General features: G+C 63.1%; 14 protein-coding genes. 6 read left to right on the top strand and 8 right to left on the bottom strand.

Annotated elements, in window-relative coordinates; genetic code table 11:
- Positions 1–30: 30 nt before the first annotated feature.
- Entirely contained in the window at positions 31–783 is a 753-nt protein-coding gene (gene cobF / locus BLP76_RS13620) for a precorrin-6A synthase (deacetylating) (protein WP_092814245.1), read from the bottom strand.
- Positions 784–1,045: 262 nt separating this feature from the next.
- Here cobF and BLP76_RS13615 point away from each other — a divergent pair, with 262 nt between their 5' ends.
- From BLP76_RS13615 to BLP76_RS13600, 4 genes are all read left to right on the top strand, one after another.
- Complete coding sequence (locus BLP76_RS13615; protein ID WP_092814242.1) at positions 1,046–2,158, top strand: ABC transporter substrate-binding protein; 1,113 nt, start codon at positions 1,046–1,048, stop codon at positions 2,156–2,158.
- Positions 2,159–2,249: 91 nt separating this feature from the next.
- Positions 2,250–3,104, top strand: coding sequence for an ABC transporter permease (locus BLP76_RS13610; protein WP_092814397.1), 855 nt, complete (start codon positions 2,250–2,252; stop codon positions 3,102–3,104).
- Complete coding sequence (locus BLP76_RS13605) at positions 3,101–3,892, top strand: ABC transporter permease (RefSeq protein ID WP_092814239.1); 792 nt, start codon at positions 3,101–3,103, stop codon at positions 3,890–3,892. The genes BLP76_RS13610 and BLP76_RS13605 overlap by 4 nt, the downstream gene beginning before the upstream one ends.
- Before the next feature lies 1 nt (position 3,893).
- On the top strand, positions 3,894–4,961 hold the full coding sequence (locus BLP76_RS13600) for an ABC transporter ATP-binding protein (RefSeq protein ID WP_092814236.1): 1,068 nt from the start codon (positions 3,894–3,896) through the stop codon (positions 4,959–4,961).
- A 10-nt stretch (positions 4,962–4,971) separates the two neighbouring features.
- Here the strand turns inward: BLP76_RS13600 and BLP76_RS13595 are convergent, their stop codons facing one another.
- Entirely contained in the window at positions 4,972–6,366 is a 1,395-nt protein-coding gene (locus BLP76_RS13595; protein ID WP_092814233.1) for a hypothetical protein, read from the bottom strand.
- 223 nt (positions 6,367–6,589) lie between these two features.
- Here BLP76_RS13595 and BLP76_RS13590 point away from each other — a divergent pair, with 223 nt between their 5' ends.
- Entirely contained in the window at positions 6,590–7,549 is a 960-nt protein-coding gene (locus BLP76_RS13590; RefSeq protein WP_092814230.1) for a complex I NDUFA9 subunit family protein, read from the top strand.
- Between the two features lie 70 nt (positions 7,550–7,619).
- Here BLP76_RS13590 and BLP76_RS13585 read toward each other — a convergent pair whose 3' ends face one another.
- From BLP76_RS13585 to BLP76_RS13560, 6 genes are all read right to left on the bottom strand, one after another.
- On the bottom strand, positions 7,620–9,062 hold the full coding sequence (locus BLP76_RS13585; RefSeq protein ID WP_092814394.1) for an aldehyde dehydrogenase family protein: 1,443 nt from the start codon (positions 9,060–9,062) through the stop codon (positions 7,620–7,622).
- Between the two features lie 28 nt (positions 9,063–9,090).
- Positions 9,091–10,260 (bottom strand): M20 aminoacylase family protein, encoded by a 1,170-nt coding sequence (locus BLP76_RS13580; RefSeq protein WP_092814227.1) that lies wholly within the window; start codon positions 10,258–10,260, stop codon positions 9,091–9,093.
- The gene (locus BLP76_RS13575; protein WP_420867622.1) at positions 10,261–11,106 is read right to left on the bottom strand and encodes an ABC transporter permease; all 846 of its coding nucleotides are present in this window, start codon (positions 11,104–11,106) and stop codon (positions 10,261–10,263) included.
- Positions 11,103–11,816 (bottom strand): ABC transporter permease, encoded by a 714-nt coding sequence (locus BLP76_RS13570; protein ID WP_092814223.1) that lies wholly within the window; start codon positions 11,814–11,816, stop codon positions 11,103–11,105. Before BLP76_RS13570 ends, BLP76_RS13575 begins: the two co-directional genes overlap by 4 nt.
- Before the next feature lie 166 nt (positions 11,817–11,982).
- On the bottom strand, positions 11,983–12,756 hold the full coding sequence (locus BLP76_RS13565) for a transporter substrate-binding domain-containing protein (protein WP_092814220.1): 774 nt from the start codon (positions 12,754–12,756) through the stop codon (positions 11,983–11,985).
- 60 nt (positions 12,757–12,816) lie between these two features.
- Positions 12,817–13,620 (bottom strand): ABC transporter ATP-binding protein, encoded by an 804-nt coding sequence (locus BLP76_RS13560; protein ID WP_092814388.1) that lies wholly within the window; start codon positions 13,618–13,620, stop codon positions 12,817–12,819.
- Positions 13,621–14,001: 381 nt separating this feature from the next.
- On the opposite strand from BLP76_RS13560, the gene BLP76_RS13555 reads away from it, so the two are divergent.
- The gene (locus tag BLP76_RS13555) at positions 14,002–14,631 is read left to right on the top strand and encodes a TetR family transcriptional regulator C-terminal domain-containing protein (protein ID WP_092814385.1); all 630 of its coding nucleotides are present in this window, start codon (positions 14,002–14,004) and stop codon (positions 14,629–14,631) included.
- The last annotated feature ends 8 nt before the right edge of the window (positions 14,632–14,639 follow it).

Raw genomic sequence — 14,639 nt, 5'->3', positions numbered from 1 at the left:
GCAACGGCAAGGCGGAACGCCGATCGCCTTTCACGGCCGTCGCAGAAGATAGGCATCCATGATCCAGCCCTGGCGCGCGCGCGACGTCTCAATCGTTTCGGCGATTTCGTCCGCCTTCTCCTTCAGCGGTCCGGCAATGAGGATTTCTTCCTCCATGCCGAGATAAGCGCCCCAGTAGATATACAGATCGGTCTCTTTGAAGTGCAGGAAGGTGGCGCGCCCATCGAGCATCACGAGGGTATTGGAGATCTTCTCAGGCTCGGTCTCGGCCAAGAGGCGGGCGGTGGTGACGGTGATTTCTTCGCCGATGCGGTTCAATGGAATGCGGTGACGGGCGGCGAGCGTCTGCAGGCTCGTGATGCCGGTGACCACCTCGAAGTCGATCTCAAATCCCTCGGCGGCGAGCTCATGCAGAATCTGCGTGGTGCCGTCGTAAAGCGCCGGATCGCCGATGATCAGAAAGCCGCCGGTCTCCTCGGGGCCGAGCTCCGACAGCATCTCGCGAAAGATCCGTCGCCGCTCGCCACGCCACCAGTCGATGCCCTTTTCGTAGTCGCGCCCGTCTTTCGGGCGTTCCGGGCTGGTGGCATGAACGCTCCGATAGGAGGCCTCCGGCACGGCCCGTGTGAGCACCTCCTGGCGGAAGGCGATCAAATTCTCTTTGCCGGCCCCGTCCTTGTCCATGAAGAAGAAGACGTCGACGGCCCGCATCGCCTCAATCGCCCGCAGCGTGAGATCAGACGGATCGCCGGCCCCGATCCCGATGACGTAGACTTTCTTCATCGCCGATGTCCCATTCTTCTTCTGCGCGCATGTGTCTTGCGGCTTGCGGTCGGGCCTTCTTAGGACGAAGGTTGCCGCGACCCAAGATACGACCGACGCGAAGCGGGAGTGCGCCACAGACAAATTGTCTTTCGTTGCGTGGCGTGAACAAAGCCGCCGTGCCGACGCAGCGTCACGGATCTGTCATGGGCCGGTTCTAGTGGACGTTCGGCTTGGCGACTCTCTTTCGAACGGGGGCCGAGCCACAGCACGGAGTCGCATAATGAAAACCAAAACTCTATTCGCTGCCTCGGTGTCCGTCGTCGCTTTGCTCGCCACGACGATGACGGCGAGCGCCGAGACGGACCTTGATGCGCTGTACAAAGCTGCGAAGGAAGAGGGGCAGCTCACCACGATTGCGTTGCCGCATTCCTGGTGCGGCTACGGCGATGTGATCGATGGCTTCAAAGAGAAGTATCCTGGCATCCAGGTGAACGAACTCAACCCGGATGCGGGTTCAGCCGATGAGCTGGAGGCCGTCCGCGCCAACAAGAACAACACTGGCCCACAGGCGCCCGACGTTCTCGATGTCGGCCTCGCTTTTGGTCCGCAGGCCAAGGAAGAAGGCCTGATCGAGCCCTACAAGGTCTCCACCTGGGACGAGATTCCGGATGACGCGAAAGACGCCGACGGTTACTGGTACGGCGATTATTACGGCGTTCTGTCGTTCCTCGTGAACACGGATATCGTCGGCGAAGCGCCGTCGAGCTGGGCCGATCTCCTCGACGAAAAATATGCCAACGCCGTTGCCCTTTCCGGTGATCCTCGCGCCTCCAACCAGGCGATCCAGGGTGTCGTCGGAGCCGGTCTCGCCGAAAACGGCGGTGATCTCGATCAGGCCGCAGAGGCCGGGCTGCAGTATTTCAAGCAGCTCAACGAGCGGGGCAATTTCGTCCCGGTGATCGGCAAAGCAGCCTCTGTCGCACAGGGTACGACGCCGATCGTCGTTGCCTGGGACTACAATTCGCTCGCCTGGCGCGACGGTTTTGAGGGTAACCCCGCCGCCGACGTCGTCGTCCCATCTGACAGTGTCGTGGCCGGCGTCTACGTCCAGGCGATCAGCGCTTACGCGCCGCATCCGAACGCTGCGAAGCTTTGGATGGAATACCTTTATTCCGACGAGGGCCAGCTTGGCTGGCTTGCTGGCTACTGCCACCCGATCCGCTTCAATGCGCTCGCCGAGCAGAAAAAGATCCCGCAGGAGCTTCTCGATGCGCTGCCGCCGGCGGAAGCCTACGCCAAGGCCGTGTTCCCGACCATCGAGCAGCAAAATGCCGCCAAGGCCGTGATCACGGAGAAGTGGGATTCCGTGGTCGGCGCCAATGTCGCCGAATAACGGCAAGCCGCTCGCGCTTCCGACTGAAACGACTGGCCCGGATCATTCCGGGTCAGTTGCCTTGCCCACGCCGAAGCGCCGATTTTCGCAGATGTTCGCCGAGTTGAGGCTCGGGGAAGCGATCGCCATCCTGCCGTTTCTGGCGTTTGCGGTCATGTTCCTCATCCTGCCGACGCTGGGCCTTTTCGCGACAGCCTTTTCCGACGGGCAGGGCGGCCTGACGCTCGACAATATCGGTGCACTCTTCACACCGCAGATCCTGCGCTCTTTCTCGATTTCGATCCGGGTCTCTTTCGCGTCCTCAGCGCTTGGCTGCCTGATCGGGCTTGCGATCGCCCTTGCCGTCATCCGCGGGCGTCTGCCGCCGGTGATCCGCTCCACGCTTCTGACATTCTCTGGCGTCGCCTCGAATTTTGCCGGTATCCCGCTGGCGTTCGCGTTTCTCGCAACGCTCGGGCGCGTCGGCCTCGTCACCATCATTTTGCGGGAGGTTTTCGGTCTCGACCTCTACCGCGCAGGCTTCAACATCCTCTCCTTCTGGGGCCTGACGCTCACCTATCTCTATTTCCAGATCCCCTTGATGATCCTCATCATCACGCCGGCGATCGATGGGTTGAAGCGGGAATGGAGCGAAGCGGCGGAAACGCTCGGCGCCTCCACCTGGCAGTTCTGGCGGTATGTCGGCCTGCCGGTCCTGTGGCCGAACCTTCTCGGCACGCTCTCTTTGTTGTTCGCCAACGCCTTCGGAGCGATCGCGACGGCCTATGCGCTCACCGGTTCCTCGCTCAACATCGTGCCGATCCTGCTCTACGCGCAGATCCGCGGCGACGTGTTGCAGAACCAGCAGCTGGGGGCTGCCCTTGCCGTCGGCATGATCGCGATCACCGCTCTTGCCAACGTCGTCTATCTGGTCGTGCGCACCCGCGCTGAGAGGTGGCTCAAATGAGAGGCAATCGCTTCTGGTCCTGGGTCGTCTTCGGTCTCGGAGCGGCCTATTTCCTGCTGCCGCTGCTCGCGACGCTCGAATTCTCGCTGAGCATCCGGCGCGACGGATATACGCTCGACGCCTATCGCAATGTCTTTGCCGATCCGGGCTTCCAGCAGACTTTCAGCTATTCGCTGATAATCGGCCTTTGCACCATCATCGTCGGCATCGTCATCATCATGCCGGCCGCCTATTTCGTGCGCCTGAGGATGCCGCAGATCAGGCCGGTGGTGGAATTCCTCACGCTGATGCCCCTGATCATCCCGCCGATCATCCTCGTCTTCGGCTATATCCGGCTCTACAACTCGTCGTCCTTTCTGCCCCTGACCGGTTCGGTGATGGGCACCAATATCCTGCTGACGCTCGGCTATGTGGCGCTCGCCATGCCCTATATGTACCGGGCGATCGATACGGGTCTCAGGACCATCGACGTGCAGACCTTGACGGAGGCGGCGACCATTCTTGGCGCCAGCCGCCTCCGGATCCTGACGCGGATCATCTTTCCGAATGTCATTACGGCCGTCTTGTCGGGCGCCTTCCTGACGCTTGCCATCGTCATGGGCGAGTTCGTCCTGGCGAGCCTGCTCAACCGTCCGGGCTTCGGCCCTTACATGCAGAATATCGGCGCCAACCGGGCCTACGAGCCCTCGGCGCTCGCAATCATTTCCTTCGTCTTCACCTGGAGCGCGATGGTCGCGATCCAGCTCCTCGCGCGCTTCGCCCCGAAGAGCAGCGCCAGAAAAGATTGATATGGCCGAAGAATTCCTCAATCTCGAAGCGATCACCAAGACCTTTGGCACCAATACGGTGATCAAGGACCTGGATCTTTCGTTCAACAGCGGTGAGTTCGTGTCGCTGCTCGGTCCGTCCGGATGCGGCAAGACCACGGTTCTGCGTATGATCGCGGGTTTCGAAAAACCCACGAAGGGCCGCATCTTTGCCGACGGGCGGGAGATCACCCACCTGAAGCCGTCGCAGCGAAATGTGGGAATGGTTTTCCAGTCTTACGCGCTTTTCCCGAATCTGAATGTGAGGGACAATATCGGCTTCGGGCTGAAGGTCGCCGGCGTGCCGCGGGCGAAGGCGCGCGAGCGCGTCGCGGAGATGCTCGAGCTCATCGGCCTGCCGGATCTCGGCCGGCGCTATGCCTTCGAACTGTCCGGCGGCCAGCAGCAGCGCGTGGCGCTCGCCCGCGCGCTCGCCCCGAGCCCACGGATGTTGCTCCTCGACGAGCCGCTCTCGGCACTCGATGCGAAAATCCGCGTGTCGCTGCGTGAGCAGATCCGCAACATTCAACGTGAGCTCGGCATCACCACGATCTTCGTGACGCATGATCAGGAGGAGGCGCTGTCGATCTCCGATCGGATTGTGGTCATGAATGCGGGGCACATCGAGCAGGTCGGTGCGCCGTTCGAGGTCTACAACCGGCCTGCAACGCCGTTCGTTGCCAATTTCGTTGGCACGCTCAACCGCGTCGAGGCGCGTGTGAAGAACGCTGCGGCGCAGGAAGTGGCGATCGGCGAGCAATCCGTGGTTCTGAAAAAGCTCCCGGCGACCGTCCGTGACGGGGAACCGATCGTCCTGGCTCTCCGCCCGGAGGCGCTCAACCTCGTCAACGGAGCCGATGACGGCATCTGCCTCAACGCCCGGGTCGAAGCGGTGAGCTTCCTTGGCTCGGTGATCCGCGTTGGGGTCGCGGTCGGCGACACGCGTCTCCATGTCGATCTCTTCAACGACCGTCGCTCCGCCCCGCCGCAGCCGGGGGAGACGCTGCGGGTCGGTTTCAAGGACGAGGACGTCATCTCCGTCACAGCGTGAAGGTGGTTCCTCACCAGAACGCGAGAAAGGCGACCCAGGCCGAGAGCGCGAGCCCCGTCACGACGACATAAAGGCCGTTCCAGACGAGCCCGACATAACGGGCGGTGACGCTGCCGAAGCCGCCGACGACGAGCGTGCTTGCGGTAAAGGGCGAACTTGCGGCGGCAAGCGCCCAGCCGGCGGTCATCGCGACGGCGATATCGCTTGCATCGATCCCGACATCGCTGGCGGCAGGCAGGAGCGGCGCGATCAGCGAGACGGCAAGGATCGGGTTCATGCCGAGCTGGCCGGCGGCCGGAATGACCCAGAGAAGCCCGATGAGAAGCAGCCAGCCCGGAAGCGACGACAGATCGAAGCCGGCGCCAAGAACGAACGGGCTCAGGAGATGTCCTCCGAGGCCGCCGATGAAACCGGCCATGGTGAGGAGCACGAGCTCGTTGCGATAACCGAGGAGCTGGCGCGTCACGAAGAGGCCGGTGCGTTCTCGAACGCGCCGCACGGGTGCGTCGTGCCTGTTCTGGAAGGCGATCCACGCCATGGAGAGGATCGGCACAACGAGAATGACGGCGGCCGTCGCCCGCACGCCCGTGGCAAGGTGAATGCCGCCCACGCTCACGCCGAGCACCACGAGGAGGACGGGAAGCGGCCAGATGCTGGTCCAGCTCAGCTCCGTCACGACGGGCGTTGACGGCGAGGCCGAAACTCTGGGTTTGATGAGGGTGTCGAGAAGCCAGCCACCTGCCGCCAGGATGAGGGAGCTGACGAGGCTCGGTCCCAGAATATCCTTCCACGTCGTATCCGGCACGAACGAGATCGAGATCGCCGTGGCGAAGGCGAGCGGCGACCAGGTGAGGGCGGAGGCGAAGCCCCGCTGAATGGCAAGCAACATGCGCCGCAGGCGAACTGCGCGGATATGTGGGTTGTCTTCTCGGCGCGAGCTCTCTTCCGCGAGGGCACCCAGAAGCGCGATCGAGCCGTAATTGAGGACGAGCGTGAAGAGATGTCCGCCGGTCGTTAGCGCGAGGTAACGCCGGCCCGGAGGCTGCTCGGCGAGAAGGCGGCCGCATTCGATGACCGCCGGCGAACTCGTGGCGGCATAGCGGAGCGCGGTCGTCGCGGTGAAAAAGGCGGCAATGAAGGCGGTCGTTTTCAGGGCCGATGTCGTGAGCGTCAGCCAATCCGCACGTGTTGCCAGCGTCGCGATAAGGAGGATCGCGGCGACCGAAAGGAACACGGTCTGCATGCGACCGGTGCGGCGCGCCAATAGAAGCACGGCAGGAATGACGGTGACGATCTCCGCGCCAACCAGAATGCTCTCGCCCGACCATTGCGCCAGGAAGACGAAAAAGCATGTGGCGATTAGCAGCCAGCCGGCGAGCCGGTCGGGAAAGGGGGAGGTGTTCATCGACAAAATTCTGCGGGCAATAAAGCCACTGTAAGCTTTGACGGATTGAAGAACAGCCCACTCAGTCGATCGATCAGCATCCTCTGTCCTGACGAGCTTGGAAACCGCCTTTGCGGCCATTTGCATGGACGCCGTCATCGGATGTGGCAATTGCGCAGGGAGCAAAGTCCGTCATCAGCAGTTGTGCTCCCCAAAGACGAAGTTCGTGGCGGGGAGGTTCGACATGCCCGAAGATGGCACCTTTGCAGGCAAGGAAGCACCCGTCGTTGTTTTTGGCGGCGGCGGTTTTCTCGGGCACCGGATCTGCCGGCGCCTGCTGGAGAAGGGCAGGAGCGTGCGGGCGGTCTCCCGCCATCCGAACAAGATCACCGATCTCCTCGGAAGGCCGCCTGGGCTCGCCGCCGTGGAAGGCGACATCGAGAGGCCGGAGGATGTGGCAAGGCTTGTCGAGGGCGCAGGTGCCGTCGTCAATGCCGTCAGCCTCTATGTGGAGCGGGGTGGCAAGACCTTCCGCAACATCCATGTGGAAGCGGCCGGCCAGCTTGCTGCTCTGGCGCATCGACACGGCGTACCGCTTCTCGTTCAACTCTCCGGCGTGGGTGCTGATCCAAATTCTCCCTCCCGCTACATCGCGGCGCGGGGTGCAGGAGAGGTCGCGGTGCGCCGCGCCTTCGGAAACGCAGTCATCGTGCGGCCAGCCGTCATGTTCGGTCCGCAGGATGGCTTCATCTGCACGTTCTCCGATCTTCTGCGGAGATATCCGGTCTTTCCTCTCTTCGGGAGTGGAGAGACGCGGCTGCAGCCGACCTTCGTCGGAGATGTGGCCGAGGCGGTCGCCTGTATCGTGGTTGCGGGGCCGGACCCCGAGCCGCGCACTTACGAGTTTGGCGGCCCGCGCACATACACCTACCGCGAGCTCGTCGGGATCGTTGCAGACGAGGTCGGTGTCCGGCGCTTGCTCATCCCATTGCCGATCGGCATTTGGAAAGGCCTGGCGGCAGCAGCGGAGCGACTGCCGAAACCGCCGGTGACCTCCACCGAAGTGGAATTGATGGAGGCGCCGAATGTCGCGACCGAGGAGCCAGGCTTTGCGGCCTGGGGCGTGACGCCGACCTCCGTCGAAGACTTCCTGCGGGAGCGCGAGGACCGAAAGGCCGCGCAGGCCCGGCATTCGGTCGAATAGCCGGCGTTGAGTTCGGTATGGCGCCGTCGCAACGCGGCGGCGAGCCTGGAGCGGGCTCAGTGCGATAGCCTCAAGACATGTCCCCGAATGCGACCGTCTTGATCTCAAGAAAATCGTCCAGACCGAAGATTCCGCCTTCACGTCCGTTGCCGGATTGCTTGTAGCCACCGAAGGGGCTGCCTTGCGCGAAGGGGGCGCGGTTGACGCGCACCATGCCGGCCCGTAGCTGCAGTGCAACGTAGCGGGCGCGCTCAGCGTCCTGGGTGCTGAGATAGGCGGCGAGCCCGTAAGGCGTGTCGTTGGCAAGGCGGATGGCCTCCGCCTCGTCCTTGAACGGCGTCATCGCAAGCACCGGCCCGAAGATTTCCTCGCGCCAGATGCGCATCTCGGGCGTGACATCGGCAAAGACGGTCGGGCGGGCATAATAGCCGCGATTGAAGCCGGCCGGGCGGCCCGCCCCGCCGGTGACGAGACGCGCGCCTTCCGCGATGCCGGCCTCGATCAGATCCTGCACCTTGTCGAACTGGGTCTGCGAGACGAGCGGGCCGATATGGTCGCCTTCCTCATGTGGATCGCCGACGGCAACCTTTTCTGCGGTCTCCTTGGCGATCGCGATCGCATCCTCGTAGACCGAGGCCTCGATGAGCATCCGCGTCGGCGCGTTGCAGGACTGGCCGGTGTTTTCCATGCAGAAGCGGACGCCGCCCTCGACCTGCGATGCGAGATCGCAATCGGCGAAGAGGATGTTCGGCGACTTGCCGCCGAGCTCCAGCGTCACGCGTTTGACCGTGTCGGCGGCCGCCTTGGTGACGGCGGAGCCGGCGCGCGTCGAACCGGTGAACGACATCATGTCGACATCGGGATGGGCGGAGAGCGCTGCACCGACGCCCGGCCCGTCGCCGTTGACGAGATTGAAGACGCCGGCCGGCACGCCCGCCTCGTCGATCATCTCGGCGAAGAGGAGCGAGGAGAGAGGTGCGATTTCCGACGGCTTCAACACGACCGTGCAACCGGTGAGAAGCGCGGGCACGACCTTGAGCGTCACCTGATTCATCGGCCAGTTCCACGGCGTGATGAGCCCACATACGCCGATCGGCTCCTTGATGATGCGCTCGCTCGGCGCCTCGGCACGCAGCGGCCGCTCCCATTCGATTTCGTGGATGGCCTTCAGGAAGCCTTCGATGTGCCAGTCGCCGGCGCCGACCTGTTCGTCGCGTGAGAACGACAGTGGCGCACCCATTTCGGAGCTGATCGCCTTGGCCATCTCCTCGGCGCGGGCCCGGTAGATCGTCAGGAGCCGTTCGATCACGGCGATGCGCTCGGTGACGTCTGTCGCGCTCCAGGTCGGAAAGGCGGCCCGCGCCGCCGCCACGGCCTTGTCGATATCGGCGGAGGTGCCGAGCGAGATTTCGGCAATCGCGCTTTCCGTCGCCGGGTCAATGACGGGGAACGGGTTCGGTTCGGCCGGGGTCACCCAGCTGCCGTTGATGTAGAAATCGGTCTTTTTCAGCATTGAGATCTCGTCGGTGTGCGGTCGCAACTCAGGCCCGGCTCAGAAAGGCCTCGGCGAGTTCCGTCCAGAAAGCGACGCCGGTCGCCAGAATGTCGTCGTTGAAGTCGAAGGACGGGTGATGCAGCGGCGGATCGTCTGGTCCTCGCCCGGTCCCGAGAAAGAAATAGCTGCCCGGACAGGCCTTTAACATATAGGCGAAGTCCTCCGAGCCCATGAAGGGACGGGCAAGATCGGTGACGTTCTCGGCACCCGCGAAACGGATCGCCTGGGCGCGGAGGAAGTCCGTTTCAGCCGGATCGTTGATGGTGGCGTCGTAGCTCCTGAGATAGTCGATCTCAGCGCTTGCGCCAAAACTCTCCGCCTGGCGTGTCGCGATCAGGCGGATCTTCTCTTCCAGGAGGTCGCGCGTCGCCTCGTCGAAGGAGCGGATGCCGACGACGAGTTCCGCGCTCTCAGGGATGATGTTGCTTGCCGAGCCGCCGTGGATGGAGCCGACCGTGATGACGGCGGGGTCGATCGGATGCGTGTTGCGGGCGACGATCGTCTGCAGGGCCATGACGATGGAGGAGGCGGCAACGATCGGATCGACCGTGTCCTCAGGATGCGCGCCATGGCCTCCGCGGCCGGTGACGACGATGCGCGCTTCGTCGACCGCCGCCATGATCGGCCCCTCTTTGAGCGCGAACTGGCCGAACGGAATCTTCGGCTCGTTGTGAAGCGCAAAGACGGCGTCGCAGGGGAAAAGCTCGAAGAGCCCTTCGTCGACCATCATCTTGGCTCCGCCGAAATTCTCTTCCGCCGGCTGGAAGATGAGATGCACGGTGCCGTCGAAATTCCTTCGCTCAGCAAGCCGCTTCGCCGCGCCGAGAAGCATCGCCGTGTGGCCGTCGTGACCGCAGGCATGCATGCGGTTGGGAATTTCGCTCTGGTAGGGAAGGCCGGTCTTTTCCTGGATCGGCAAGGCGTCGAAATCGGCGCGCAGGCCGACCGCACGTTTTGCCGAGCCATTCTTCAGGGTCGCGACAACGCCCGTCTTCGCAAGCCCGCGATGCACCTCGTAGCCGAGGGCCTTAAGCTTTTCTGCGACGTAGGCGGACGTCCATTCCTCTTCGAGGCCGAGCTCGGGATGACGGTGCAGCTCATGCCGCATGGCGACGATGTCGGGCAGGTCGTTGCTGAAGTCAGGCGCGATACCCATTCACACTCCTCGGGTGGGGATGCGATTTTCGAGATAGCGGAAACCGGCGACCAGAAGGCCGGTCAGGCAGAGATAGATGAAAGCCAGAAAGAGAAGTGGCTCGTAGATGATGTAGGTGTCCTGGCGCACGTCGCTGATCACCGCATAAAGGTCGATGACGGTGATCGTGGCAACAAGCGGCGTCGCCTTCAATTGCAGGACGATCTCGCCGTTCAAGGTCGGCAGAGCGCGCTGGATGGCGCGCGGCAGCCAGATACGGCGCAGCACGGTGAAGCGGCTCATACCGTATGCGCGTGCGGCTTCGAGCTCACCTTTCGGCACGCCGGCAAGCGCCCCGCGCATCACCTCTCCCTCATAACCCGCAAAGGAGATGGTGAGCGAGGCGAGCGCATAAGGCCAGGCCTCGCGCAGATAGGGCCAGATGAAGGAACCGCGGATCCACGGGATCTGCGGAAACAACGAGCCGAGCCCGTAATAGAGAAGCCAGAGCTGCAGGAGCAGAGGCGTGCCGCGGATCATGGTGCAGAAGCCGCGGGCGGCCCACGCCAAAGGAGCGGGGCCAGAGACTTGTGCGAGACCGAGAGGCACCGCCATCGCAAAGCCGAGGATGCTGCTGCTGACGAGAAGGGCGAGCGTGACCCACAATCCGCCCAGCATTTCCGTCCAATAAAGCGGCAGCCAGTCCCAGCGCATATTGAACGCCATGAGGGCGACCATGAGAGCGGCCAGCAGAAGCAGCACGATGCGGTGCGGCTTCAGCCAGTTTTCGCTTTTCGCCGCCTTGTCCTTCTGCGGGTCGATGATGTCGGCCATGGCGTGCACGGCTTCGGCATTGTCTTCCCTCATGAGGAGAAACCCGGCATGCCGCGCCTTGCCCGTCGCTCGATGAGTGCGATGACGACATTGGAGACGAGGCTCACCATCAGATAGAGCAGCCCCGCGGCGCAGAAGAAGAGCATGTATTCGCGCGTTGCACCGCCGGCCTGGCGTGTCGCGAGCGTCAGTTCCGTGAAGCCGACGACGGCGAGAAGGGCCGTGTCCTTGGTGGCGATCAGCCAGAGATTGGCAAGTCCCGGAATGGCGTGCGGAAGCATGGCGGGCAGGGTGATGCGGCGCACGAGGAGAAACGGCGGCATGCCATAGGCGCGTGCCGTTTCGATCTGTCCGGCAGGCACGGCCTTGATGGCGCCACGAAGGACCTCGGTCGAGTAGGCGCCCTGGACAAGACCGATGACGGCGATGCCGGCCGCCATGCCCGAAATGTCGAGGCGAGCGTAGCCGAGGGCTGCCATCAGGCGGTTCAGGAGATCGGTGCCTGCGTAATAGACAAGGACGATGAGGACGAGTTCGGGAACGGCGCGGATAATCGTCGTGTAGGCTTCGAGGAGATCGCGCAGGATCGGTCCGCCGTAGAGCTTTCCGAAAGCGCCACCGACGCCGATCAGGAGCCCCACCAGATAGCCGCCGGCGGCGACTTCGAGCGAGGTCAGGAGAGCGCGCAAGAGGACTCCGCCCCAGCCGGGCGGAGAAAAGGCAAGAAGTTCTAAAGGACCCATTACATTACGGTTGGAAGTGGCGCATCGGTGCTGGCACGGCCGCGTGACCGCACCTGGCTTCTAGCAAGCGGCATGCCTTTTCAGGCGGGGTGCGACCTGCGGGGACAGAAACCGGGCGGAAAAGGGGAGGGGCGGTTGCCCACTCCCCAAGCTGCGAGCGAGCCGCTCACTTTCCGTAGATGTCGAAGTCGAAATATTTCTCGGAGATCTTCTCGTAGGTGCCGTTCTCGCGGATCGCGGCAATCGCCTTGTTGAGCTTCTCCTTGAGCTCGGTGTCGCCTTGGCGAATGCCCACGCCAACGCCCGGTCCAAGAATCTCCTCGTCGGGCTCGACCTCGCCCTTCATGTCGCAGCACGCCTTGCCGGAATCGGATTCCAGGAAGGTTGCGAGCGCGAGGGAATCCGCCTGGACGGCATCGAGGCGGCCGGCCACAAGATCTTGGTTGGCCTCGTCCTGCGTCTGATAGGTTTTCACCTCGGCGTCGGGAAAATGCTTGCGGACGTAGTTTTCGTGGATGGTCGAGCGCTGCACGCCGAGAAGCTTGCCCGAAAGGCTCTCATTGGTGGGCTCGATCTCCACCTCCTTGAGGCCGATGATGGCCGTCGGCGTGTTGTAGTATTTGTCGCTGAAATCGATCACCTTGAGACGCTCTTCGGTGATCGACATGGAGCCGATGATCATGTCGATTTTGCCCGAAGTGAGGGCCGGAATGATGCCGTCCCACGCTGTCGGCACGATGGTGCAATCGAGTTTTGCCTCTTCGCACAGCGCATCCATGATTTCGATCTCCCATCCGGACCAATTGCCGGCGGCATCCGGGACCGTGAATGGCGGATAGGGTTCGGCGGCGATGCCGACCTTGGTCTCGGCGCTGGCAGCGCCCGCTCCAAGGACGACGACGGCCGCCGCTGCGGCGAGGCGTGTGAGAATACGGTGCATGAGGAGTTCCCTTCTTGCTTGGTGCGGTGACGGCCGGCGTGAGGCTCCGGCACATCGCCGCTATTGAATTGATCCGATGAACTTTTGCAGACGCTCAGATTTTGGATTGTCGAAGATGGCTTCCGGCTGGCCTTCTTCTTCGATCTCTCCGTCCGCAAGAAAGATGATATGACTGGCCACCTCACGGGCGAAGCTCATCTCGTGGGTGACGAGAACCATCGTCCGGCGCTCATGCGCGAGGTCGCGAATGACGGAGAGGACTTCGCCGACAAGCTCTGGATCGAGCGCTGAGGTGGGTTCATCGAAAAGCATCACCTCCGGCTGAATGGCGAGCGCGCGTGCGATCGCGGCACGCTGCTGCTGCCCGCCGGACAGGAAAGCCGGATAGACGTCTTCCTTGTCGCTCAGACCGACGCGGTCGAGGAGGGCGCGCGCCCGCTCCACGGCTTCGCCCTTGGGTACGCCGAGAACATGGACGGGCACTTCGATGACGTTGCCGAGAAGCGTCATGTGCTGCCAGAGATTGAAGCTCTGGAAGACCATGGCGAGACGCGTGCGGATGCGCTGCACCTGGCGCCGGTCGGCAGGTACGAGGCCGCCGTCGCCATCGCTCTTCATGGCGATGGTTTCGCCGTGCACGCTGACGCTGCCTGCGGTCGGGTGCTCCAGCATGTTGATGCAGCGAAGAAGCGTCGATTTCCCCGATCCCGACCCGCCGATGATGGCGATCACGTCGCCTTCCTGGGCCGTGAAAGAAATCCCCTTCAGAACTTCGAGACTGCCGAAGGATTTGTGCAGGTTCTCGACGCGAACGACTTCAGCGCGCTCCGCGGACGGCGCCGCAGTTGTGCCCGACGCTGGCACGTCTTCCTGGATCACTGGCCTGTCCCCAAAGCCGCATTCGAAGCGGGGATCAGATCTTCAAACCGGGGCGGCGTCAAACGCCGAAACCGCCGCGAGGCTCGTATGAGCGCGTTCGAGAAGCCAGTGATTGGTCCATTCCTTTCGTGAGAGATCGGAGTGTGTCCCGACCGAAGCCGAGGGCCGAATTGATACACTTGCACGATAGTTATGCAAGTGCATAAATGCGCTCATGGCCAAGCGGGTGGCGGCGGATTCGCCGAAATCGACATGTACTGGACGGACAAAACTGCGCTCTTCACCCAGGATGGGACGGCTCGCGACGGTGATAACGTGCCCGCCGGTGGCGAGGTCTCGGGGCCTTCCGGCAAACGGTCGGGCCCCGTGACCCGGCGAAGCTTCAGGCGCGGGACACAGGACGAGCGGCGCCACGCCTTGATCCAGGCGACGCTCGATCTCATCGCCGAAAAGGGCCTCAAAGGGATCACCGTGCGCGAGGTCGCCGCCCGCGCCGGCGTCACCAATGGCCTCATCCGGCATTATTTCTCCGGCAAGACCCAGCTGATCGAAGCGGCCTATCAATCCGTCATGGAGGGCATGACGGAAGCCGCGAAAGCGGCGATCGCCACCACCGAGGGCAGCGCGAAAAGCCGGCTGCGCCACTTCATTGCCGCCAATTTGACGCCGCCGGTCGCCGACCCGCGCGCCCTGTCGCTTTGGGCGACGTTCATCAGCCTCATCCATGTCGATCCCGCCATGGCGGCAATTCACCGGGCTGGTTACTTGCAGTTTCGCCGTGAGTTGGAGGATCTCATCGCCTCCTTGTTCGCCGAAATCGGGCGCGAAGCGGAGGCTGCGGAGCGCGTGCGCCTCGCGATCCAGATCAATGCCGTCATCGATGGGCTTTGGGTCGAGCGCTGCCTGGCGGAAGACATGTTCGCCGAAGACGAATTGGTCGCTGCCGGTATCGAAGCCGTCGAGGCGCTCCTCGGCCTCAGTCTCGCTCAGTCATGACTCCAGCA

It is taken from the genome of Afifella marina DSM 2698, assembly GCF_900102695.1.
GTDB lineage: Bacteria > Pseudomonadota > Alphaproteobacteria > Rhizobiales > Afifellaceae > Afifella > Afifella marina.
This window is presented reverse-complemented; position numbering and strand designations above follow the sequence as displayed.

Coding starts and splice junctions, on each gene's coding strand:
- cobF (WP_092814245.1), bottom strand. CDS start 783: ATGAAGAAAGTCTACGTCATCGGGATCGGGGCCGGCGATCCGTCTGAT.
- BLP76_RS13615 (WP_092814242.1), top strand. CDS start 1,046: ATGAAAACCAAAACTCTATTCGCTGCCTCGGTGTCCGTCGTCGCTTTG.
- BLP76_RS13610 (WP_092814397.1), top strand. CDS start 2,250: ATGTTCGCCGAGTTGAGGCTCGGGGAAGCGATCGCCATCCTGCCGTTT.
- BLP76_RS13605 (WP_092814239.1), top strand. CDS start 3,101: ATGAGAGGCAATCGCTTCTGGTCCTGGGTCGTCTTCGGTCTCGGAGCG.
- BLP76_RS13600 (WP_092814236.1), top strand. CDS start 3,894: ATGGCCGAAGAATTCCTCAATCTCGAAGCGATCACCAAGACCTTTGGC.
- BLP76_RS13595 (WP_092814233.1), bottom strand. CDS start 6,366: ATGAACACCTCCCCCTTTCCCGACCGGCTCGCCGGCTGGCTGCTAATC.
- BLP76_RS13590 (WP_092814230.1), top strand. CDS start 6,590: ATGCCCGAAGATGGCACCTTTGCAGGCAAGGAAGCACCCGTCGTTGTT.
- BLP76_RS13585 (WP_092814394.1), bottom strand. CDS start 9,062: ATGCTGAAAAAGACCGATTTCTACATCAACGGCAGCTGGGTGACCCCG.
- BLP76_RS13580 (WP_092814227.1), bottom strand. CDS start 10,260: ATGGGTATCGCGCCTGACTTCAGCAACGACCTGCCCGACATCGTCGCC.
- BLP76_RS13575 (WP_420867622.1), bottom strand. CDS start 11,106: ATGAGGGAAGACAATGCCGAAGCCGTGCACGCCATGGCCGACATCATC.
- BLP76_RS13570 (WP_092814223.1), bottom strand. CDS start 11,816: ATGGGTCCTTTAGAACTTCTTGCCTTTTCTCCGCCCGGCTGGGGCGGA.
- BLP76_RS13565 (WP_092814220.1), bottom strand. CDS start 12,756: ATGCACCGTATTCTCACACGCCTCGCCGCAGCGGCGGCCGTCGTCGTC.